Source organism: Alkaliphilus flagellatus (assembly GCF_018919215.1).
In the GTDB taxonomy this organism is placed as follows: Bacteria; Bacillota; Clostridia; order Peptostreptococcales; family Natronincolaceae; genus Alkaliphilus_B; species Alkaliphilus_B flagellatus.
On the sequence record NZ_JAHLQK010000001.1, the window covers coordinates 90501 to 113012 of the forward strand.

The window sequence follows — 22512 nt, forward strand, 5'->3', positions numbered from 1 at the left end:
TATGAAAAAAGTATATTATCCAACTATAATCAATCAAGAAGAAATAGCAGAAAATATATTTCGTATGGAATTAGAATTAGATGAAATTGCAAAAGTAGCCTTACCTGGACAATTTATAAATCTATATTGCAAAGAAGGCGAAAATCTTCTACCAAGACCCATAAGTATTTGTGAAGTTAATAAGGAAAAAGGAATTGTAGCTCTAGTATATGCAGTAGTTGGAAAGGGCACTAATAGTTTTTCACTTTTAAAAAAAGGTGAAACAGTAAAGGTATTAGGTCCCCTTGGAAATGGATTTCAAATAGATAAAAGTATAAAAAAACATATTTTAATAGGTGGTGGAATAGGAGTGCCGCCTTTAATAGAGTTAGCAAAGCATTTAACAGGAGTGATATATGCCTTCTTAGGTTTTGCAGAGAGTCCAATTTTAGTTAAAGAGTTAGAAAATTATGGAGTAAAGGTCTTTGTAGCTACAGATAAAGGGAAAGTAGGTTTTAAGGGTAATGTGATTGACCTTCTTAAAAACGAAAATACCAGTGGAGATATGATATATAGTTGTGGACCAAAACCAATGTTAAATGCTGTTAGTATTTGGGCAGAGGAGATGGGTATAAAAGCTCAAGTATCTATAGAAGAGAGAATAGCATGTGGAATAGGCGTCTGTGTAGGTTGTACTTGTAAATACAAGAAAAAAGAGGAAGAGGATTGGGAAAATAAAAAGGTTTGTACCGATGGACCAGTGTTTTGGAGTGAGGAGGTAGTCTGGAATGAATAATCCAAACATGAAGATAAATATTGCAGGTGTAGAGCTAAAAAACCCTGTAATGACCGCCTCAGGCACCTTTGGAAGTGGCAAAGAGTATAGCGAATATATAAATCTTAATAGATTAGGTGCAGTAGTAGTAAAGGGAGTATCTATGAAACCTTGGAAAGGAAACCCAAGTCCACGTATTGCAGAAACCTATGGTGGAATGTTAAATAGCGTAGGATTACAAAATCCAGGAGTAGAAGTATTAATTAAGGAAGACATTCCTTTCCTAAGACAATACGACACCAAAATAATAGTTAATATAGCAGGTAAAACTGTAGAGGAATATTGCCAGGTAGCTGAAAGATTAGGAGAAACGGATATAGATATGATAGAACTTAATATTTCCTGTCCTAATGTAAAGGAGGGTGGGGTATGTTTTGGTACAGATCCTTTTATGGCAGAGCATGTAACAAAGGCAGTTAAAAAGGTAGCCAAGCAACCTTTAATAGTAAAGCTTACTCCTAATGTAACTGATATAGTATCAATTGCAAAAGCTGCAGTAGCTGGCGGAGCTGATGCTCTATCAATGATAAATACGCTACTAGGAATGGCAATAGATATAAATAAAAAAAGGCCTATTTTGGCTAATATAGTAGGCGGATTATCAGGTCCTGCTATTAAGCCAGTGGCAGTTAGAATGGTGCATGAAGTAGCAAAGGCAGTAGATGTACCTATTATAGGTATGGGTGGAATTATGAATGGAGATGATGCCATAGAGTTTATGTTGGCAGGAGCTACTGGAGTGGCTGTTGGTATGACTAATTTTACAAATCCTACTGCTACAATTGAGGTTTTAGATGGTATTGAAAAGTATATGAAGAAGCATGAGTTTAGTAATATTGATGAAATAAGGAAAAGCTTGCAATATTAATAAGTAATTTATTCAATCCAATTCAAAATAATTATAAATGGAGGAAATTAATATGATAAAAAGAGAAAGAGTTATAGAAATTCTAGAAGATACAAGTGCCTTAAAGAAGGGACACTTTTTATTAACATCAGGAAGACATAGTGATCAATATATGCAATGTGCACAAGTATTGCAGTATCCAGAATACACAGGTGAAATATGTAAAGGATTAGCTAAAGAATTTAAGGATGATAAGATAGATATTGTAGTAGGACCTGCTACTGGAGGAATTATTATGGCCTATGAAATAGCTAGACAGCTGGAAACCCCAACTATGTTTACAGAAAGAGAAAATGGAAAGATGGTTTTACGAAGGGATTTTGCTATACCTAAGGGAGCGAAGGTTTTAGTTGCGGAAGATGTAATTACAACAGGTGGCTCTGTAAAGGAAGTTATAGAGCTAGTAAAAGAGGCAGGAGGAGAACTAGTAGGGGTTGCAGTTTTGGTAGATAGGAGTAATGGTAAAATTGATTTTGGAACTAAGCTAAGGGCAGGTTTAAATTTGGAGGTTTTATCATACGGTGCTGAAGAATGCCCTATCTGTAAAGAAGGAAATATCCCTCTTGTAAAACCAGGTAGTAGGGGAATTAAAAAGGATTAATTATAATGGGGATGGTTAAATAATCCCCATTATAATTTTTTGTTGTTAAGTAAGTATTAATAGTATAAAATTGTATTAAATTGTAAGGGGAGGAAAAGGGGATGAATAGGCTGTTAGAAAAAATAGAAAATCTATTTGTTATTAATAGAAAAGAAACAACCTATACAAGGGGATTTATATCCTTTATTATAGTATTAGCTGGCGTAGCAGTTTTACCTACTTATTTTAAATATGAAGATTATGTTTATGCAAAATATAAAAAAGAATATGATTCTGTAGTAGAAATAGTTGAACAATACAATAAGGAATATGGTAGATATCCTTTAGGAGAGTCAATTAATTGGACTAAGGAGAAAAATTTAAATTTATTTTTTACAGAAAATAAATTTAGTAGAAACCGTGAATTGTATTATATAGATATAAAATTATTAGATGAATTAAAAAACAATAAATATACTTATATTATTGATGGGCAAGGGGGTAAGCTATATACAAGGGAATTTGTAGTTTATAAAAATCGTCGATGGCATTTTGCATTTTACTAAATTAATAAAGATCTTATACTTTCAAGGCTAGATTAAATATAAGACATAAAAAGGGTGATTGGAGTATGGATATATATTATATTGATAGGAAAACAGGAGAAAGAAAAAAGGAAGTTGTAGCAGGTGATAGATTTTTAAGATGGATGTATAATACCTATTCTGGAAATTCTATACTACAGTTAATTGTAAAAAAGAAGTTATTTTCATCTTTATATGGTAAAATTCAGGATATAGCTTTTAGCAAAAATAAAATTTCATCTTTTGTTAACCAATTAAATATTCAAATGGATGAGGCTGAAATAGAAGATATATTAAAATATAAAAACTTTAATGATTTTTTCGCTCGTAGACTTAAAAAAGATGCAAGGCCTATTTGCAATGAAGCAGGTAGTTTAGTCTCTCCCGCCGATGGCAGGGTTTTAGCCTATGAAAATATTAAGATGGATGAAATAATTCAGGTTAAGGGTTCTATATATAGATTAGAAGAGCTTTTTCAAGATACTAAGTTAGCTCAGCAGTATGATGGAGGTACATGTGTTGTTGTAAGACTATGTCCTTCAGATTATCATAGGTTTCATTTTCCAGACAGTGGAGTATCTTATTACAGTAAAAAGATAGATGGTAATTATTATTCTGTTAATCCTATAGCCTTAAGTAAGATAGCTAAAATTTATTGTGAAAACAAAAGAGAGATTACCTTATTTAACTCAGATAATTTTGGACAAATGGTACTTATTGAAGTAGGTGCTACATGTGTAGGGTCTATCATTCAAACCTATGAAGAAGGCAAGAAGGTTGAAAAAGGAGAAGAGAAGGGCTACTTTAAGTTTGGAGGTTCCACAGTCATTATGTTTTTACAGAAAGATAGTGTAAAAATTGATGATGATATTATTAAAAATACAAATGATGAAATAGAGACTAAGGTGGATATGGGAGATAGGATAGGAAAGATTTATTTGACATAAATTATAATGGCTGACTTAGCCATTATTTTTTTGTTGAAAATTAGAGTCAGATGAATAGTTTTTGTCGAAAAATGAAGGTTAGTATGCGATTATGAAAAAAATTATCAATTTTACAAATAAAGTTTGAAATATATTTTCAAGGGTATTATAATATTAATATGCAAAGAAACTAAATTTTTAGAATAGAGGATGAAATATGGAACTCAATTTATCAAAATTAATAACTGAGGGTAGAAACCCTAATACTATGAATATTGATTGTGTGTCCACAGATGAAATGATTAAGATGATTAATGAGGAAGACAAAAAGGTAGCATTAGCTGTAGAAAATGAAATTTCGAATATTGCAAGGGCAGTAGATGCAATTGCAGAAAAGCTAAGGGAAGGCGGAAGACTGATTTATATGGGGGCAGGCACCAGTGGAAGAATTGGAATTTTAGATGCATCTGAGTGTCCGCCAACCTATGGAACAGATCCTTCTATGGTGCAAGGATTAATTGCTGGAGGACAAAGCGCTATACTAAAGGCAGTAGAAGGAGCAGAGGATGATGGGCCAAGGGGAGTACAAGATTTAAAAGATATTAATTTTAATATTAAAGATGTGGTTGTCGGTATTGCTGCTAGTGGAAGAACTCCTTACGTTGTATCTGCTTTAGAATATGCTAATGATATGGGCGCAATTACAATTGGAGTAAGCTGTAATCCGAATTCAGACTTAGCAGAGGCTTCACAAATTTCTATAGCACCAATTGTTGGTCCAGAGGTAGTAACAGGTTCCACACGAATGAAAGCAGCTACAGCGCAAAAAATGGTATTAAATATGTTATCTACAGGTGTCATGATTAAATTAGGTAAAGTATATCAAAACCTGATGGTAGATATGCAGGCATCAAATTTAAAATTAGTTGAACGAGCTATTCGAATTGTAATACAAGCAACTGATATATCTAGAAAAGAAGCAGAAGAAGTATTAAAAGAGACTGAGTATGATGTGAAGTTGGCAATACTTATGATTGAATCTAAACTTTCAAAGGAAGATGCAAGAAAGCTTTTAGATGTAAATCATGGATATATTAGAAAGGCTTTAACAAATATATAAAGAGGGGAGAATTTATATGAGTAGTAAAGCTCCAAACAAAATCGATAATCTTTCTAGAAGTATTATCAATGAAGTAGGTGGAAGTAGTAACATTAAAACCGCAGTAAATTGTATGACAAGATTGAGATTAACCTTAAAGGATGAAAGTAAGGTTAATCTGGATGCTCTAAAAGCTGTGGAAGGTGTTATGGGGGTAGTAAAATCTGATGGACAACTACAAGTAATTGTAGGTCCAGGAACAGCAACTAAAGTTGCTGAAGAAGTAAGAAAAATTGCTGGTGTATCAGAAAACATCAAGTTTGGCGAAGCTGACAAAGTAAAGAGTGAAATGAAATCTAAATATGGAAGTTCATTAAGTGGACCATTAAAGAAGATTTCTAATATTTTTATTCCTCTTATTCCTGCTTTTATAGGCTCTGGTTTAATTATGGGTATTAATAACCTAATTACAAAGTGGGAATGGGTACAACCAGGAACATTAACTGCTTTATTAGGCATATTTGGTAATGCAGTATTTGCTTATATGGCTATAATGGTTGGTATGAATGCTGCAAAAGAATTTGGTGGTTCTTCAGCTCTAGGTGGAGTTATGGCTGGTATTCTTCTTGCACCAGGCTTAGCAGATGTTGAACTTTTTGGTAAGGCCCTAGTACCAGGTAGAGGTGGAATAATTGCAGTTTTATTAGTAGTGGCATTTTCATCTTTTATAGAAAAGAAATTAAGAAAATCTATACCGGAATCATTAGAATTAATATTTACACCTCTTTTAACTATACTAATTTCTGGTTTTGTTGCAATGATAGTACTCCAACCTTTAGGAGGAATGATTTCAGATGGTATAGGTAATATTGTTACAAGTGCCATAGAAACAGGTGGACCTGTTGTTGGAGCTCTTTTAGCTGGTACTTTCTTACCACTTGTAATGACAGGACTACACCAAGGATTAACACCAATACATGCAGATTTGATTACTAAGCTTGGTGTAAACACACTTCTTCCTATATTAGCTATGGCAGGGGCAGGTCAAGTAGGAGCAGCTTTTGCAGTATATATGAAAACTAAAAATGAGAGATTAAAGAGAACAGTAAAAAGTGCTTTACCTGTTGGTATTTTAGGAATAGGAGAACCTTTAATATATGGTGTTACTTTACCTTTAGGAAGACCCTTCCTTGGAGCTTGTATAGGAGCCGCATTTGGTGGAGCATTTAATGCAATGTTTAAAGTTGGATCTATTAGTATGGGATTATCAGGTCTTCCTTTAGCAACTTTAATAACTCCGAATAAAATTGTATTCTATCTTCTAGGTGTTGTAATAGCTTATGTAGCAGGATTTATTGCAACTTCTTTATTAGGCTTTGAAGATCCAGTTGAATAAATTTTAAAATATAAATTTAAATAATTATTAAAAATAATACAGAATGAGAAATCAAATCTCTTCTGTATTATTTTATAATATAATAAAATCAAATTTCAAGGAGGTTTACTAATTATGATAGGAATTTCACTTTATAATGGAATGAACTCTACATTGGAAGAAAACTTAAAATATATGGAATTGGCTAGTAGCTATGGAATTAAAAAAGTATTTACATCCTTTCATATTCCAGAATCTAATAATAATGTATATGAAGAATTTAATGAGATACTAAATAAGTCCAAAGAACTAGGAATGGAGCTAATAATTGATATATCTAAGAGTTATATGGATAAAATAGATATAGAAAAATACTCTATACATGCTCTAAGACTAGATTTCGGATTTAATATTGAAGAAGTAGCTAATCTTTCAAATACACTTCCATTTAAAGTACAGCTTAATGCTAGCACTGTTTCAGAAGATTATTTAAATCAATTAATAAAGCTTAAGGCTAATCTTAAAAATATGGAGGTTTGCCACAATTATTACCCTAGAAGAGATACTGGTATTTCTTATGAACTAATGCTTGATCGTAATAGAGTATTTAAATCTCATGGCATGAATGTAATGGCCTTTATTCCATCTCAAGTAGGAAAAAGAGGCCCTATCTATGAAGGACTACCGACTATAGAATCCCATAGAGATATTGATCCTATCATATCGGCTCAACATTTATTGAAAGGATATGTAGATGAGGTTTTAATAGGTGATCCATTTGCATCTAAAGAAGAGTTAGAGAGATTATCTAAAATTAAAAGTGATATAATAACTCTACCAATAAGACTATTTGGAAAATTATCATCATCAGAAGAAGAAATATTAACAGGTATTCATACTAATAGAATGGACCCTGGCGAATTTGTTATCCGTTCTCAAGAAGCTAGAATTAAGAAAAAGTCTGCAATTGATCCAAGAAATACAATGGAGAGAGAGAAATATTGTGTTACTATAGATAATAAAGATTATTTAAGATATGAAGGAGAATTGCAAATTTTGAAGAAAGATATGAAAAGAGATGAAAGAATAAATGTTGTAGGTGATTGTAAGAATGCAGGACTACTCATTGATTTAATTAAGCCAGGGGATAGCTTTGAATTCACAATCATAGAGTAACAGTAGAACGGAGTTGATAGATTGAGCTCTATATTAAAAATGAGGGAAATATTTAATGAATTAACACCATCAGAGAAAAAAATTGCTGATTATATATTCAACAATAGTGAAAATGTTTCAAAATTATCTACTGGAGAATTAGCGGAGGTATCAAACACTAGTGCTGCTAGTATTACTAGGTTTGCTCGAAAGCTAGGGTTTGATGGTTTTCAAGAGCTAAAAATAGATATAGCAAAGTCTGTAGCCATAAATGAAAATGCTGGAGATGATAGTGTATACGAGGCAGTAAGGGTTCATGATAATACTAGAGAAATAATACAAAAAATTGCACTAGGTAATATAAAGGCAATAGAAGAAACTGTAAGTGTAATAGATGAGGAAGCAATTTTCCAATCTATTAAAGCTATAAATATGGCTAAAAAAATAAATATATATGGAGTAGGTGCATCAGGACTAGTAGGTTTAGATTTACAATACAAACTTATGAGAATTAATAAACAGGCAAATATGTTTTTAGACAGTCATACACAATTGGCATCAGCTATTCATATAAAAAAAGGTGATGTTGCTATTGGTATTTCTCATAGCGGAAGAACATTAGAAGTATATAAGGCATTAGAGGCAGCAAAAAAACAAGGTGCAATAACTATTTCTATTACTAAATACGGTAAACATCCTATTAGTGACTTGGCAGATATTAATATATATACTGCCAGTGTAGAAAAACATTTACGAACTGGTGCAATTGCTTCTAGAATTGCCCAGCTAACAGTAGTAGATATATTATTTATAGGTGTTGCTAAGGATAATTTTGGGGAAATTACAAAATATCTACAACATACCCGTGAAATTGTGGATGATCTTAAATTATAGAAGAAAATTATGTGGATAAATTATTTGTAATATAAAATAAGTAGGTGATTTATATGAAAGCATTGCACAATGGAAAGCTAATATTAGGTGATAGTATTGATGAAGGAAAGATTTTATTATTTAATAATAAAATAGTAGAAATAATAGATGAAAGTCAACTAGTTAATCACACTAACTTAGAATTGATTGATGCAAAGGGAAATTACATCTCACCGGGGTTTATTGATATTCATATACATGGCTCTGGTGGATGCGATACTATGGATGGAAATATAGATGCCCTTAATATAATAAGTAAAACTATTATTAAGAATGGAACAACCGCTTTTTTACCTACAACCATGACTATGGATATAGAAGATATTCATAATGCTTTGGATGTAATTAGACAAGGAATGAATATAGATATGGAAGGAGCACAGGTTTTAGGTGCTCATATGGAAGGACCATTTATTAATGCAAAGTTTAAAGGAGCACAAAATGAAACCTATGTATTGTTACCCCATATTAAGTATTTAGAAGACTATTTAGATGTTATAAAAATTATTACAATGGCTCCTGAGGTTGAAGGTGGAATAGATTTCATAGATAGAGTACTAGAGATGAAAGAAATTGTTTTATCCATTGGGCATACTAATGCTAGTTATGAAGAAGCAATGGAAGCCATAAAGAGAGGAATACGCCATGCTACTCATACCTTTAATGCAATGACTCCATTGCATCACAGAAATCCAGGAGTTGTTGGAGCAATATTCAATAGCAATATTACTTGTGAATTGATTGCTGATAAAATTCATATTCATCCCGAATTGTTTAAGCTTCTAATGAATATAAAGGGTAAGGATAAACTGATTTTAATTACAGATGCTATGAGGGCAGGTTGTATGAAGGATGGAGAGTATGATTTGGGTGGACAAAAAGTTGTTGTTAATGGTGGCAGTGCAAGGCTTGAAAATGGCAGTTTAGCAGGGAGTATTTTAACAATAAATAAGGCTATTAAAAACTTTAAAGAGGCTACTGGATTACCTTTAAATGAAGTTATACAGTTATCAACCCTAAATCCAGCTAAACTATTAAGTGTAGATAATGTTAAAGGAAGCTTAGATATAGGAAAAGATGCTGATATTATTGTATTTGATGAAAATATAGAAATACAAAAAGCATATGTACAAGGAGAAGAAAAATATAATAGTTAATATTTAAAATGTTTTTGTCCACTTTTAATTTCATGTTATAATTAAAGTGATTTAAATAAAATTTGCAAGAAGAATAAAGTTTAATAAGAAAGAAGGGAGTATTTCAGTGAAGATTTATATAGAAGAAAACTATGAAAAGGTCAGTAAGAGAGCGGCCTTAATTATGGCTAGTCAAGTTGTTTTGAAACCAGACAGTGTTCTAGGTTTAGCCACAGGTAGTACTCCAATAGGAATGTATGAAGAATTAATAGCTATGTATAAAAGAGGAGAAATAGATTTTTCTAATGTGACTACATTTAATTTAGATGAATATTACAAACTTCCAATAGAAAATGAAAATAGCTACTATTCATTTATGATGAATACACTATTTAATCATATTAATGTAAAGAAGGAAAATATCCATCTGCCTAATGGAATGACTGAAAGTGTAGAAGAAGAATGTAAAAATTATGAGGAAAAGATTAAAAAAGCAGGCGGTATTGATATGCAGCTACTAGGTATAGGTGGAAATGCACATATAGGCTTTAATGAGCCTGCAGATAAGTTAAGTGTAGATACTAATATAGTTGATTTAACACAAAAAACTATTAAAGATAATAGTAGATTTTTTGATAATGAAGAAGATGTACCTAAAAAAGCTATTTCTATGGGGATTGGTTCAATAATGAAAGCTAAAAAGATAATACTATTAGCCAGTGGAGAAGGCAAAGCTGAAGCCATTAGAGATATGACTAATGGATACATTAATACTCAAGTACCAGCTTCTATTTTACAGGCTCATCCAGATTTTACTTTAATTATTGACAAGGATGCGGCAAAGTTAATTAAATGAGAAAAAACCTTCCTATCAACTTTAAACTAATAGGAAGGTTTTTTATGTATTAATATGTTAGTAATTTATATTAAGCTTCTGCACAGACAGCTTCAGTTACGAATGTTTTAAACATATTAACTCCTACTTTACATACAGGACATGAATCAGTTAAGTCACCTGCTAATGTATGACCACAAACATTACATACATGAACTGTATCTTGATCATAATCTACTCCACTATCTACAGCAGCTTTAGCAGCTGAGAATAATGTAATATGAGTTTTTTCAGCTTCAATAGCATATTTAAATGAACGTAAGCTTCCTTTTTCACCTTGTAGTTCTGCAACAGCCATAAAAGCTGGATACATTTGTTCTACTTCATGTTTTTCACCATTAATAGCACCTTGAAGGTTTTCGGATGTAGTTGTTAATCCAAAACCTGCACCAGCAGTAACATCTGCATCTCCTACTTGATCTTTAAGTTCTCTAAAGTGGTTATGAGCATGTACTTGCTCAGCATAGGCAGTAGCTATAAATAAGTTTCCTACATTTGGAAAGCCTTCTTTTTTAGCAAATTCTCCCCATACTAAATAGCGCATATGCGCCATGCTTTCTCCCCCGAAAGCAGATTTTAAGTTTGATGATGTCATTGCGTTCATATAATCTCCTCCTAAAATAAATTTACATATATTTTTCTTATATGTCCATAAACATATCTACCCTAATTAATATTTATTAATCAAATAAATTATTACTATTAACATCGTTTACTTAAACTTCCAAATATCAAAGTACTTAGGGCAGGAGTTAGGCATATTATATAGAATAAATATAGTATTAATACTGAATAATTTGTTTTGGGGAGGATAGAAGTATGGATAGCCAAAAAAATAATTTAAAGGAAGCAATCGTATTTCTATTTCAAGAAATTTTAGTAGCTGTAAAACAGGGTATTATAGGTGTATTAGTAGGTACTGGAATTGGAATCATCATTAGCTTAACAAAACATACAGAAATTATTTCAAGTATTAATCGATGGCTATATATTACAGGTGTAGCTCTAATGGTTTTGGCAATTTTTCCAAGTAGTAATTTAGACTATGCATATTATTCGTATGAACAGTCAAAAGCGGCTGCTAATAGAAGATCGGAAAGATATGATAGTATATTAAAGAATTTTATTAGAGCTGCTACAGTATTAATATTAGCAGTGATTTTAGAAAAGATAAGACGTAATTTATTATAGGAGGTAAATATGAGTATAAAACAATTAAAGGATATTAATAAAAATTATATAAGTCAAACCTTTGAAGCTACAGTTCTAATGAGTGACATAAAGGTTAAAGCATCAAAAAATGGAAAGCGGTATGCTGACGTTATAATACAGGATTCTTCTAAAGCTATGGAAGTAAAATATTGGGATTATGAAGAAAATGAAGAGTTTATAAATTCACTATCTCCAGAAAATGCTATCAACATAAAAGCTGTTGTAGGAGAGTATCAAGGTCAAATTCAAATTACTATTAAACAGATTGAAAAGGCTAATATGGATAATGTAAATATAGGGGACCTTATTCCAACTAGTAATTGGGGAATAGATAGTATGAAAAATGGACTGGACTTTTTTTATGAAAAAGTAAAGAGTTCTCATATGAAGAAGTTAATTGACAGAATGATTTTCTCTAATGACTATTTTAAAAAGTTTTCCACCCATCCTGCCGCGAGGCAAGTTCATCATAATTTTTATCATGGACTACTTCAACATACTCTAGAAGTATTAAAGTTTGGTTATACAGTGGCTACTACTAAAAAACTTTCTGAAAGACAAATAGAACGCTTAATTGTTATGACTATGCTTCATGACTGGGCAAAGATTATAGAGTATAAAGCACTTCCAAGTGTTGGCTTTACAGAAGAAGGCACTATGCTAGGTCATATATTTTTAGGTGCTCATACTACTCTAAATGTTATAAATGAAATAGAAGATTTCGATCAAGATGATAAGCTTATTATTTTAAATGGTATTTTATCACATCATGGACACTTGGAGTTTGGGTCACCAGTACTGCCTAAAACAGTAGAGGCTCAAATTCTACACCAAGCAGATAAAATGTCAGGAGATATTGAAAGTATAATGTCATTTATGGCAGATCAAGAAAACGAAGAGGATACATTTACAACTAAGCTATGGAATATGGGAACGGATTATTATAAAAAAGGTATAAATTAGTTTCTATAATAATGAATTATTAGGGGTATAGAGTTATAGAGGATATAGAATTGTTGTAGGGGGGATAGCATTGGATATAGCTAGCTTTTTCATATTAATAGTATTTTCAATACCTATATATGGACTATTAATATGGCAATATATAGAACCTGAAGAAATTTTTTTATGGGGTAGAAGATGGATGTATGAAGAAGAACCTGAACCAAGTGAAGAGCTTATAGAATACTATAAAAAAACAGCTATTATAGGAATTGTATTTATGACAATTGTAATAATAATAAGTTTTATAAAGTTGTTATTATAGGTTTGCCTTTTTCAGATCGCCCATAATACTGATTTATTGTATATAAAATAGGGGTAAGTAGGTGAATCAAAATCAGAACATTATGATGAAATAGATGAAAAAGGTATCCAACCAGAAATAATACTTCCAGAAAATATAAGAGATAGTATTTTGAAAGGGGATAATTCACCTTGATTAATAATTCTAATGAAAAATTAGTTTTATTTGATGCCGAAGATCATATTACATTTCTTACAAATAAAGTGGATACTGATTATCATAGTCACAACTATATTCAGATTACAGTTGGACTAGATAAGCTAAGGCTGAGTTCGGAGGAAACTTTTGCTCCCAACTCAAAGTTGTGTAAGTGCCCTGTGGGTATATCTAGGAATTGTAAGTCGTCGGATAAAAATTTTAAAATTTGTACAGAAAAAAATGAGTTTAATACAAAAGGAGTTATTCTGGATTCCAATACTAGTCATAAGTTATATGGTTATAATGAGTGGCAATTATATTTACTAATTAACCCAGAATCTGTTTTTGGAGAAACATTAAGAATAAAATTTTTACAAGAAAAAGAAATCTATGTTTTAGAAGAAGAAGATATAGATAAAATTATTCAACTAGATATTCAGTCAGTACCAAGAATTATTAGTTCGGAAGAATATAGTAAATTTATAAAAGGACTAAAAGAAGTTTTAAACATACCAATTTATAATTCAGATTGCAAGATAGATAATCGTATACAAGAGATTTTAAGTTATATAGAAGCCTACCCTTTAGATAAGTTATCTGTTAAAGACCTAAGCAATGCGATTTTTTTATCAGAGAGTAGGTTGTCTCATTTATTTAAGGAAGAAATCGGTATATCTTTATCTAGCTATATACTTCATGAAAAATTAAGGAAAGCTTTTCATTTGATATTTAAGGGGTTAAGTATTACTGATGCAGCTATTGAAGCCGGATTTAGCAGTTCTTCTCATTTTACGAATAGTGTTCGTGATAAGCTGGGGATGACCCCTAGCGCAATTATAAAAAATAGCAGATATTTGCAAGTATGATAATGAAAAACCCTTTATAATTAAATAAAAAGGGTGATTAGATGGAAACATATTTAAAATCAACAAAACTATTAGACTTTAACACTTCAGATATTGAACATTTAATAAAAAAAAGAAAATGGAATTATTTAAACCAGGAAGAAAAGATTGCGGCAGCATATGATTTTGTAAGAAATGAAATTAAATTTGGCTATAATAGTGGAGATGATATATCTGCTTCTGAAGTCTTAAGAGATGGATATGGGCAATGTAATACAAAGAGTACTTTATTAATGGCATTGCTGAGGGCCTTAGGTATACCATGTAGAATTCATGGTTTCTTTATTGATAAAAAGATGCAGAAAGGTGCATTAACAGGAATTACTTATTTATTTGCTCCTAAAAAGATTGTTCATGCTTGGACTGAAGTATATTTTAATAATCAGTGGATAGCTTTAGAAGGTGTTATTATTGATGATAAATATCTCAATCAAGTAAGAAATAAGCTTTGTAATTTTAATAATGGATATATGGGATATGGTATTTCTGTAAAGGATAAAGAGAAGATAAGTCTTTGTTGGAAAGGAGAAAGCACATATATTCAAAGCTTTTCTATTGTAGAAGATTTAGGCTTATTCAATAGTCCTGATGATTTTTTTATCCAATATAACAATACTAATAATAGAATTAAAAGTCTCTTATTTAACTTTTTACGAAAAAGGATAAATAGGAAGTTAGACTTAATTAGAAGTGACAGATAATATGTAAGGATAATGGGATTAGGCTCAAAGATTATCAAAGATTATTAATATAAATTAAAAAATATTAAATACAGAATAATAGGTATGGTAATAATAAGCTAATATTTGCAATATTTATTTCCATATGTTATAATCCAAGTTAGAAATAAACAAAAATAAAGGGAGAGAATTTGATGTCCGAGGTTGTTCTTAACTAATCAACTAAATAGTTGTTTCTTAAAAAACTTTTAAACTTGATTTACATCGAGTCTGTTTCTTGATGAGTTTTTTAAGAAGAAGTTAGGAACACGGATAGAGTTCAACCTTATAATATATTAATAAACCGTGCTTTTGTACGGTATTTTTATGTCAAAAAATAAATTTTATATACTATATTATCCTTTCTGATAATTTACTATTCAAAAATTTGAGTGGCTTATTTTTAATCATCAATATAGCTACTAAAAATTTTGATAAAGGATTTAATAACTCAGATTAAGGTTAAAATAGAATATTGTTTTGACATATATTATAAAATATAAAAGGCTGTAGTGACTTTGTGTTGCTATGGCCTTTTTTATTGTCTAATAAAGTATAAGTTTCTTAACTACTAAGCGATTTTTAAAGAGGTATAAGGTTAGCAATATTTTAAGCACTCAATTTAAAAGCTTAAGCTTTTGGATCGAGCGCATCATGAGTCGATGTAATAGCATCAGACAAATTTTTTTATTTTGTTATCCATGTTTCTAACGTACTTTCAGTTATTAGTATAACCATAGCTATCATTCTTGACCTTTAAGAAAGGAGAGAGTAATTTGCTAATTGCAAATAAAGAACATGTACTATGAAAATGATAAAAATTAGGATTTGTAGTAAATGGTTGTTTAAAGCATCTTTTATTTAGATAATAAAGTATTTTCTATAGGTTTAAATGTAGTAATAAAAGCATTAAGCAACTGAAATTTCTAGAATATACGTGAAAAAACTAAAATCAATATAATATGGAGTGATATTAATGATTAATTATATACAAGAGGTAAATAAAAATGTAAATATACAAGAAGGAAAGCAGGCAATAGAAAATATATTGTTAAATATATATTTCAAAGAGGGTATTTCTAATAAAGAATTGTCAAGAAATAATCTTTTACCTATACCTGTTATTGTAGCCATAAAAAAAGAATTTATTAAATATGGTTTGCTAGTTCAAGACAGTGGAGTAAGGTTAACTAAAGAAGGGTTAAGTTTCATAGAAAATAGGCTAGGCTTTCGTGGAATAAGAAAGGACCTATATATGAAATTATTAAAGGAAACATGGGAAGAAGAACAAGAGATTATTGAAGTTAAAAGGACATTAAGTGAAGTATTTATAAATCGACCATTGGCGGATGTTACTATAGATCAGTCAAAATGTACTTTAGATACAGCTGTAAAAAGAGCAGTGTTATGTCTACAAAATTACGCACTAGTAGGTAAAAATATTTTATGTATAGGGGACGACGATTTAGTAAGTATAGCTCTAGGTTTTTTACTTAAGAAGTTATTTGCTGATATAGAATACTGCAATACAACTATTTCTGTAATGGATATTGATAATAGAGTCCTTACCTATATAAAAGATATTGCTGAGAAGGAAAGGCTCCCTATTAAATGTGTATGTTCAGATTTTAGAAAGCCATTATCAAAGGATTTTACAGAACAATTTGATTGTTTTTTTACTGATCCTCCTTATACTTTGGAGGGAATGAATTTATTTCTTTCAAGAGGGATTGAAGCTTTAAAAAAACAAAATGGTCTTCCTGTTTTTCTTTCTTATGCCCACAAGTCACCAGATTTTGAATTTGCTATGCAGCAATGCTTCCTAGATATGGGACTTATAGTTTCTAATGTGATGACTAGGTTCAATACCTATGAGGGGGCAGGAATAATTGGTAATACAGGGCAAATGATAGTTCTTAAAACTACTAGTAAGAGCAAGACATTAATGCAAACTTTTTATCAAGGTCCACTTTATACTGGAGAACTAAAAAAAACAGTTCGCTTTTATAGGTGTAAGAGTTGTGGCCAAACTAATAAAGTAGGTCTTTCAGAGAAGATTAAAACTATAGAAGAACTAAAATCAAAAGGTTGTAATAAATGTAGTAATCAAATATTCAATCTAATTGATAAAAATAAGCTTTAATTTATAAAAATTAAGAGCATAAACGGCTTAGCGTTCAGTGGGAGTAAAAGTTGGCTCTAAATTGAGTCTTAGTTTGTCTGTAACTTTATAATATTTCATTAAAAGTTCTATATTAGTACACAGAAAAGACACAACAAAGTATTAAACTAAAAAGTGTAGAACAATAAAATAAATATTAGGAGGAATAAACATGAAAAGAATTTTATCAACGGCGTTACTATTAACTTTATCAAGTTCATTAATTGCTACACCTGTATTTGCGAATGAGGCAAATCAAAATGTAAAGCCAACCAATGTTTTATATGCAAATCAAGAAATGGATCTACATGTTCTAGAAGGTACGATTAAAGATATTAGGGAATTTGATTTAGTAGTAGAGGATTCTGAGGGAAAAGAATATGTTGTACCAATATTAGGCTTTAAAAATCTAGAGGAGTACCAAGCTGCTAATGTTCAAGTAGGACAAAAAGTCTTGTTAAAAGGAATAGATCTTTCTGAATCAAAACCTGGTATATTAGTAAAAGCAATCCATGCTGATGATACTATAAATCTTGATACTAATGATTTAGAAGTTATTGAAACAGAGGAATTTAGAGATAAGGTTATATCGAATTTAAAAATAACAAAACAACTAGATACAGAAGCTGTAACAGCAATAGATGAAGCTGATTTAGATGATATGAAAACTAAGAACAGTGGACCTATACGCATAAAATTAAAGTCAGATTTTGATGAAAATAAAGTACAAGAATTAAGGAACATAGATATACTTGAAAAGGGTAAAAACATATCTAGCGAGGATCAAGTGCAATTTGGCAAAGCTGTAATGATAGATTCAGAAGGTACAGAAGGCATGGCTGTAAAAGTTACTCCATTTAGTGATAATATGTTTATACCTCAAGAAATTACTATTAATGAAGTAACTATAAAATTACCTATGATGACAAAAAGTATAGAAACTGCTAAAACCATAAATTAGTATAATATAAAATGAAGTTTATACCTACTTATACGATATAATTATAAGTAGGTATTTTTTTCGAAATTTAGGAGGAGCTTTTATGTATAGAAATTTATTATTGATAGAAGATGAAAAAAGAATGAGAGAAATATTAGTGGATTATTTCAAACGTGAAGATTTTACAATATTTGAAGCAGCTAATGGAAGAGAGGCATTAGAGATATTTGATACTAATAATATTCATTTGGTGATTCTAGATATAATGATACCAGAAATAGATGGATGGTCTGTATGTAAAAGGATTCGAAAGGAATCAGGAGTACCTATTATTATGCTAACTGCTAGATCTGATGAAGATGACAAGCTTATGGGATACGAGTTAGGGGCAGATGACTATATGACTAAGCCGTTTAGTCCAAGAGTATTAGTTGCAAAATCAAAAATGCTTCTTAAAAGAGCTGAAGGAAATGTAGTTAATGATAATGGTCTAATTTTATGTACAGATATTGAAGTTAATAAATTATCCCGTACGGTTAAAGTAGATAATGAGCTAATAGAACTTGCTCCAAAGGAATTTGATTTACTAGTGTATATGATTCAAAATAAAGAAATGGTATTAACAAGGGAGAATATCTTAAATCATGTTTGGGGATATGACTACTTCGGAGATTTGCGTACTATTGATACTCATATAAAAAAGCTAAGATACAAACTAAAGGATAAGGCGAAATATATTAATACCGTTAATAGAGTAGGCTATAAATTTGAGGTGAACGAATGAAAAGAAATAGTATTACCTTTAAGCTTTTTATAATAACAACTATCTTTTTTATATTATTTTTAATGATTGTAGTAATTAGCCAGTCCATGTTTTTTGAAAAATTTTATATAAATCATAAAATTAGTAAATTGGAAAAAAATTTGGAGGGGTTTGCTAAAAAATATTATAAAGAGGGTTGGGACCAAATAACAATAACGAAAAATATTAGTAATTTTATAAATAATAATAATGCTCAAATTGCAATATTAGATGATAAAGCTATAACTAGGCATATTCCACTATTTAATTTAATTATTGAAACAGAAGATAAAAATGAAGTAATGGTGCCTTTAAACAATATGATTTTAATGGAGACAATACAAAAATTAAACCTTTCAATAGGAGATCCAATCGTAATTAAAGGAGTTTATTCAAATAATGAGCACAATATTATATATCCATCTAGTATTCAAGGTAAGGGAAATAGTCTGGAAGTATTGGACTCAGTAGGATTAAACATAAAAGAAAACTTAGTGATTGACACTCCTGGAGTTACTGGAATCAGCGAGAGAGAAATACTCTCAGAAAACAATTCTATCCAAGTATTAAAAAAAACACCAACTAGTTTTGCCGTTAATATCAGTAACCTTAGGCAAGAAATGATCCGGATAGATATGCGAGAAATTAAAGGGAACATAGTAGAATTAAATTTTCCAACACAGAAGGATTTTATTATGTCATATAGAGAAGATATGTTTTGGTCTGCAATGGATAACTGGTTTTGGATTTCAAAGAGTGATGATTTTGCCATAGAAAATGAAGAAATAATTAGCTATAAATATAAAAGTCCTATGAATGGAATAGATAATATTGTTATGATAAAACCTATTTTCGATAAGGGCGAATTAAAGGAAATGGTATTTGCTATGTCTTCCCTACAGCCTGTAGGAGAGGCTATAGGAGTAATGAAGGACTATTATATTTATGGATTTTTAGTGGCAATATTAATAATTATTATTTTGTCTTATATTTATTCTAAGCTTATAGCTAATCCCCTAATAAAAATAAATAATACAGCCATAAAAATGGCAGAATTAGATTTTTCAGTAGAATGCAATGTTAAATCTAATGACGAAATTGGAAATCTAGCTAATAGTATAAATATATTGGCTTCAAATCTAAATAAAAATATGAAAACCCTGCAGGATACAAACGAGAAGCTTAGAGTTGAAATAGAAAAAGAACGGACCTTAGAGAGAATGAGAAAAGAATTTGTATCTAGTGCTTCACATGAATTAAAAACTCCATTAGGAATTATGAGAGGTTTTACGGAAGGACTTAAAGATGAGGTTGCAATTGAGAAAAAGGATTACTATATAGATGTTATATTAGAAGAGATAGAAAAAATGGATACCCTTGTATTAGATATGTTAGATTTGTCTAAGCTTGAGTCTAAAGCATATCTATTGGCAGAGGAAAACTTTTATATAGATTCACTGATGCAATTGGTGAAAAATAGATTTATCCAACAGTTAAAGGAAAAAGATATTAAAGTTAATTACATGTATAGTGCCGAAGAAATTATGGTTAGGGCAGATAAAAAAAGAATAGAGCAGGTTATAACCAATATTATTAGTAACGCCATAAGACATACGAAATTAGAAGGTTTTATTAACATTGGCATAAGGAAATATAATGAAGATAAAATTTATATAACTGTTGAAAATGAAGGAGATAGGATTCAAGAAGACAAGTTAAATCATATTTGGGATAGATTTTATCGTGTGGAGGAATCAAGAGATCGTGAATTTGGAGGAACAGGACTTGGATTATCAATTGTAAAGAATATTTTAGAACTTCATAATAGTGATTATGGTGTGAAGAATACAGAGAATGGTGTGATGCTGTATTTTACACTAAGATTAGCTGTTGAAAAAAATTATATGAAAGCCGATTTATAGGTATAGGAATTAGAGTCACTCTATTAGAGTAGGTTTTTTAGCAAAAATCCAAACTATAGAAGAATTACGAGGTGATAGGAATGGAACAATTATTTTCATTTATTCAAAATGAATTGATTTATTTTGTTCAAGCAATATCTGAAGTGTTAAAAGTGGACGTACAAATTATAGATTATCAATATAATCGTGTTGCAGGAACAGGATATTGGAAAAACAAAATAAATGAAAATATAAAGGACTATGCTTATATTACTAAGAGAGTCTTTAGGACAGGAAAAAATGCAGTTATTGAGAATCCTAGAGAAAATTTAATTTGTAATAATTGCAATAAGAAAGAGTTTTGTAAAGAAACAATGGAAATTTCAATTCCTATAAGATTTGACAAAAGAATTATTGGTACTATAGAATGTGTATGTATTAATAAAGAACAGAAAGAACATATAGTAAATAATAAAGCCACATATATAGTATTTATTGAACAGATGGCTAAATTATTGGAATCAAGGGTAATTGAAGAACTGGAGAAAAGAAAGAAACTAAAGGTTTTGGATTTATTAGATAATGTTTTAAATAAACTTAACGAAGGTGTTATAACAATAGATAGTAATCATAATATTGTAAATGCTAATAATTATGCAAAACGGATATTAAAGATTGACAATCATTCAAGTAATAAGATAAGTATTAAGGAAACTGGAAATATGGTATTGAAACTACAGGAATATAAAATTGAATATAATAGTAGTACATTTATAGTAGTTGGAGAAAGATATGATGTTAATTATGGCGGTCAAGAAATTAATGAAGTAATTGTGTTTACATCTAAACAGACCCTTAAAGAACAATTTTTAGAATTATCAGGTTCTAAGCATAATATTGAATTAGATAAAATTGTTGGAAATTCAAGTATAGTAAAGGAGTTAAAAAGAAAAATTAATACTGTTGCCTCATCAGAATCAACAGTATTAATAACAGGTGAGAGTGGAACAGGAAAAGAATTAATAGCAAGAGCTCTTCATAATGAAAGCAATCGTTCTAACAAGCCATTTGTTGCTGTCAATTGTGCTGCTATACCGGATACATTATTGGAAAGCGAACTTTTTGGATATAGTAAGGGAGCATTTACAGGGGCAAATCCAAAGGGTAAAATTGGGAAAATTGAGTTGGCAGATGGAGGAACATTGTTTTTAGATGAAATTGGTGATATGCCTTTATATATGCAAGCTAAAATCTTGAGAGTAATTGAAGATAAAAGTATAGTTAAACTTGGAGATATTCAAGAGAAGTTACTTGATATTAGAATTGTAGCGGCTACAAATAAAAACTTAGAAGAAATGATTAGAGAAAATGTATTTAGAGGAGATTTGTATTACAGGTTAAATGTTATTCCAATAAATATTAAACCATTAAGAGAACGAAAAGAAGATATTAAAACTTTATTCCTTCATTTTCTAAAAAAATATGGGATTATTTTTGATAAGAAAGTTACAGTAATTTCTGAGGAAATTTGGAAATATTTATATACATATGAGTGGCCAGGTAATATACGTGAGTTAGAAAATGTTGCAGAGTATAGTGTAAATATGTTAAATAGCAATGAAATTATTTCTGTTGAACATCTACCTAATAAGATATTAATTAATAAAAAATCTGACATAGAAATAAATACTAATTTGGATGACGTAGAGCGACAATTGATTAACGAATATTTAAATATCTATGGTTTGAGCGTAGAAGGAAAGAAAAGAGTAGCCGAAAAATTAGGTGTAAGTATAGCTACTTTATATAGAAAAATTAAAAAGTATAATATATAGAATAGATAAATTATCAAAAATGATAAATTTATCAAAAATGATAAATTGTTAATTACAACAGAAATCATGTATATATGGTATTTTAATAAATAATAATTCTCAATAATGATAAAATCTTAAAAATTAGAATGTGCTAATATGGTTTTAAATTAGCATAGAATAAGACTCCATATGAAATTTTATATTTGG

Annotated in this window: 22 protein-coding genes; 21 read left to right on the top strand and 1 reads right to left on the bottom strand. The window is 30.1% G+C overall.

Translation table 11 applies throughout. From position 1 onward, the window contains the following. Position 1 precedes the first annotated feature (1 nt). The 11 genes from KQI88_RS00425 (at position 2) to nagB (ending at position 10365) form a co-directional block, all read left to right on the top strand. Entirely contained in the window at positions 2 to 775 is a 774-nt protein-coding gene (locus KQI88_RS00425; protein WP_216414397.1) for a dihydroorotate dehydrogenase electron transfer subunit, read from the top strand. Next, the gene (locus tag KQI88_RS00430; protein ID WP_216414398.1) at positions 768 to 1682 is read left to right on the top strand and encodes a dihydroorotate dehydrogenase; all 915 of its coding nucleotides are present in this window, start codon (positions 768 to 770) and stop codon (positions 1680 to 1682) included. Before KQI88_RS00425 ends, KQI88_RS00430 begins: the two co-directional genes overlap by 8 nt. 52 nt (positions 1683 to 1734) lie before the next feature. Next, a complete protein-coding gene (gene pyrE, locus KQI88_RS00435; protein WP_216414399.1) occupies positions 1735 to 2322 on the top strand; it encodes an orotate phosphoribosyltransferase in 588 nt (195 codons plus the stop codon). A gap of 101 nt (positions 2323 to 2423) precedes the next feature. Next, the gene (locus tag KQI88_RS00440) at positions 2424 to 2867 is read left to right on the top strand and encodes a hypothetical protein (RefSeq protein ID WP_216414400.1); all 444 of its coding nucleotides are present in this window, start codon (positions 2424 to 2426) and stop codon (positions 2865 to 2867) included. 65 nt (positions 2868 to 2932) lie between these two features. Continuing rightward, positions 2933 to 3832: a phosphatidylserine decarboxylase gene (locus tag KQI88_RS00445; RefSeq protein WP_216414401.1), complete on the top strand. Its 900-nt coding sequence runs from the start codon at positions 2933 to 2935 to the stop codon at positions 3830 to 3832. A 196-nt stretch (positions 3833 to 4028) separates the two neighbouring features. Further along, positions 4029 to 4931, top strand: coding sequence for an N-acetylmuramic acid 6-phosphate etherase (gene murQ / locus KQI88_RS00450; RefSeq protein WP_216414402.1), 903 nt, complete (start codon positions 4029 to 4031; stop codon positions 4929 to 4931). A gap of 16 nt (positions 4932 to 4947) precedes the next feature. Beyond that, the gene (locus KQI88_RS00455; protein WP_216414403.1) at positions 4948 to 6306 is read left to right on the top strand and encodes a PTS transporter subunit EIIC; all 1359 of its coding nucleotides are present in this window, start codon (positions 4948 to 4950) and stop codon (positions 6304 to 6306) included. Positions 6307 to 6420: 114 nt separating this feature from the next. Next, positions 6421 to 7461 carry a DUF871 domain-containing protein gene (locus tag KQI88_RS00460; protein WP_216414404.1) on the top strand — a complete coding sequence of 347 codons (1041 nt, stop codon included), beginning with the start codon at positions 6421 to 6423 and terminating at the stop codon, positions 7459 to 7461. A 21-nt stretch (positions 7462 to 7482) separates the two neighbouring features. Further along, positions 7483 to 8334: a MurR/RpiR family transcriptional regulator gene (locus tag KQI88_RS00465; protein WP_216414405.1), complete on the top strand. Its 852-nt coding sequence runs from the start codon at positions 7483 to 7485 to the stop codon at positions 8332 to 8334. Positions 8335 to 8387: 53 nt separating this feature from the next. Then, entirely contained in the window at positions 8388 to 9530 is a 1143-nt protein-coding gene (gene nagA, locus KQI88_RS00470; protein ID WP_216414406.1) for an N-acetylglucosamine-6-phosphate deacetylase, read from the top strand. A 106-nt stretch (positions 9531 to 9636) separates the two neighbouring features. Continuing rightward, positions 9637 to 10365: a glucosamine-6-phosphate deaminase gene (nagB, locus tag KQI88_RS00475; RefSeq protein WP_216414407.1), complete on the top strand. Its 729-nt coding sequence runs from the start codon at positions 9637 to 9639 to the stop codon at positions 10363 to 10365. 70 nt (positions 10366 to 10435) lie between these two features. On the opposite strand, the gene KQI88_RS00480 is transcribed toward nagB, so the two are convergent. Further along, positions 10436 to 11008, bottom strand: a complete 573-nt coding sequence (locus KQI88_RS00480; RefSeq protein WP_216414408.1) for a rubrerythrin family protein — start codon at positions 11006 to 11008, stop codon at positions 10436 to 10438. Between the two features lie 215 nt (positions 11009 to 11223). On the opposite strand from KQI88_RS00480, the gene KQI88_RS00485 reads away from it, so the two are divergent. From KQI88_RS00485 to KQI88_RS00530, 10 genes are all read left to right on the top strand, one after another. After that, positions 11224 to 11595 carry a hypothetical protein gene (locus KQI88_RS00485; protein ID WP_216414409.1) on the top strand — a complete coding sequence of 124 codons (372 nt, stop codon included), beginning with the start codon at positions 11224 to 11226 and terminating at the stop codon, positions 11593 to 11595. Positions 11596 to 11604: 9 nt separating this feature from the next. Further along, the gene (locus tag KQI88_RS00490) at positions 11605 to 12579 is read left to right on the top strand and encodes a 3'-5' exoribonuclease YhaM family protein (RefSeq protein WP_216414410.1); all 975 of its coding nucleotides are present in this window, start codon (positions 11605 to 11607) and stop codon (positions 12577 to 12579) included. Positions 12580 to 12649: 70 nt separating this feature from the next. After that, positions 12650 to 12883 (top strand): hypothetical protein, encoded by a 234-nt coding sequence (locus KQI88_RS00495; RefSeq protein WP_216414411.1) that lies wholly within the window; start codon positions 12650 to 12652, stop codon positions 12881 to 12883. Positions 12884 to 13053: 170 nt separating this feature from the next. Next, on the top strand, positions 13054 to 13926 hold the full coding sequence (locus tag KQI88_RS00500) for a helix-turn-helix domain-containing protein (RefSeq protein WP_216414412.1): 873 nt from the start codon (positions 13054 to 13056) through the stop codon (positions 13924 to 13926). Positions 13927 to 13967: 41 nt separating this feature from the next. Next, complete coding sequence (locus KQI88_RS00505) at positions 13968 to 14666, top strand: transglutaminase-like domain-containing protein (protein ID WP_216414413.1); 699 nt, start codon at positions 13968 to 13970, stop codon at positions 14664 to 14666. A 994-nt stretch (positions 14667 to 15660) separates the two neighbouring features. Further along, entirely contained in the window at positions 15661 to 16827 is a 1167-nt protein-coding gene (locus KQI88_RS00510; RefSeq protein ID WP_216414414.1) for a bis-aminopropyl spermidine synthase family protein, read from the top strand. Between the two features lie 190 nt (positions 16828 to 17017). Next, positions 17018 to 17806 (top strand): hypothetical protein, encoded by a 789-nt coding sequence (locus tag KQI88_RS00515; RefSeq protein ID WP_216414415.1) that lies wholly within the window; start codon positions 17018 to 17020, stop codon positions 17804 to 17806. Positions 17807 to 17888: 82 nt separating this feature from the next. Then, positions 17889 to 18569, top strand: a complete 681-nt coding sequence (locus KQI88_RS00520) for a response regulator transcription factor (protein ID WP_216414416.1) — start codon at positions 17889 to 17891, stop codon at positions 18567 to 18569. Continuing rightward, positions 18566 to 20509 carry a HAMP domain-containing sensor histidine kinase gene (locus KQI88_RS00525; protein ID WP_216414417.1) on the top strand — a complete coding sequence of 648 codons (1944 nt, stop codon included), beginning with the start codon at positions 18566 to 18568 and terminating at the stop codon, positions 20507 to 20509. Before KQI88_RS00520 ends, KQI88_RS00525 begins: the two co-directional genes overlap by 4 nt. An 80-nt stretch (positions 20510 to 20589) precedes the next feature. Continuing rightward, positions 20590 to 22323 carry a sigma-54 interaction domain-containing protein gene (locus KQI88_RS00530; protein WP_216414418.1) on the top strand — a complete coding sequence of 578 codons (1734 nt, stop codon included), beginning with the start codon at positions 20590 to 20592 and terminating at the stop codon, positions 22321 to 22323. Positions 22324 to 22512: the final 189 nt, after the last annotated feature.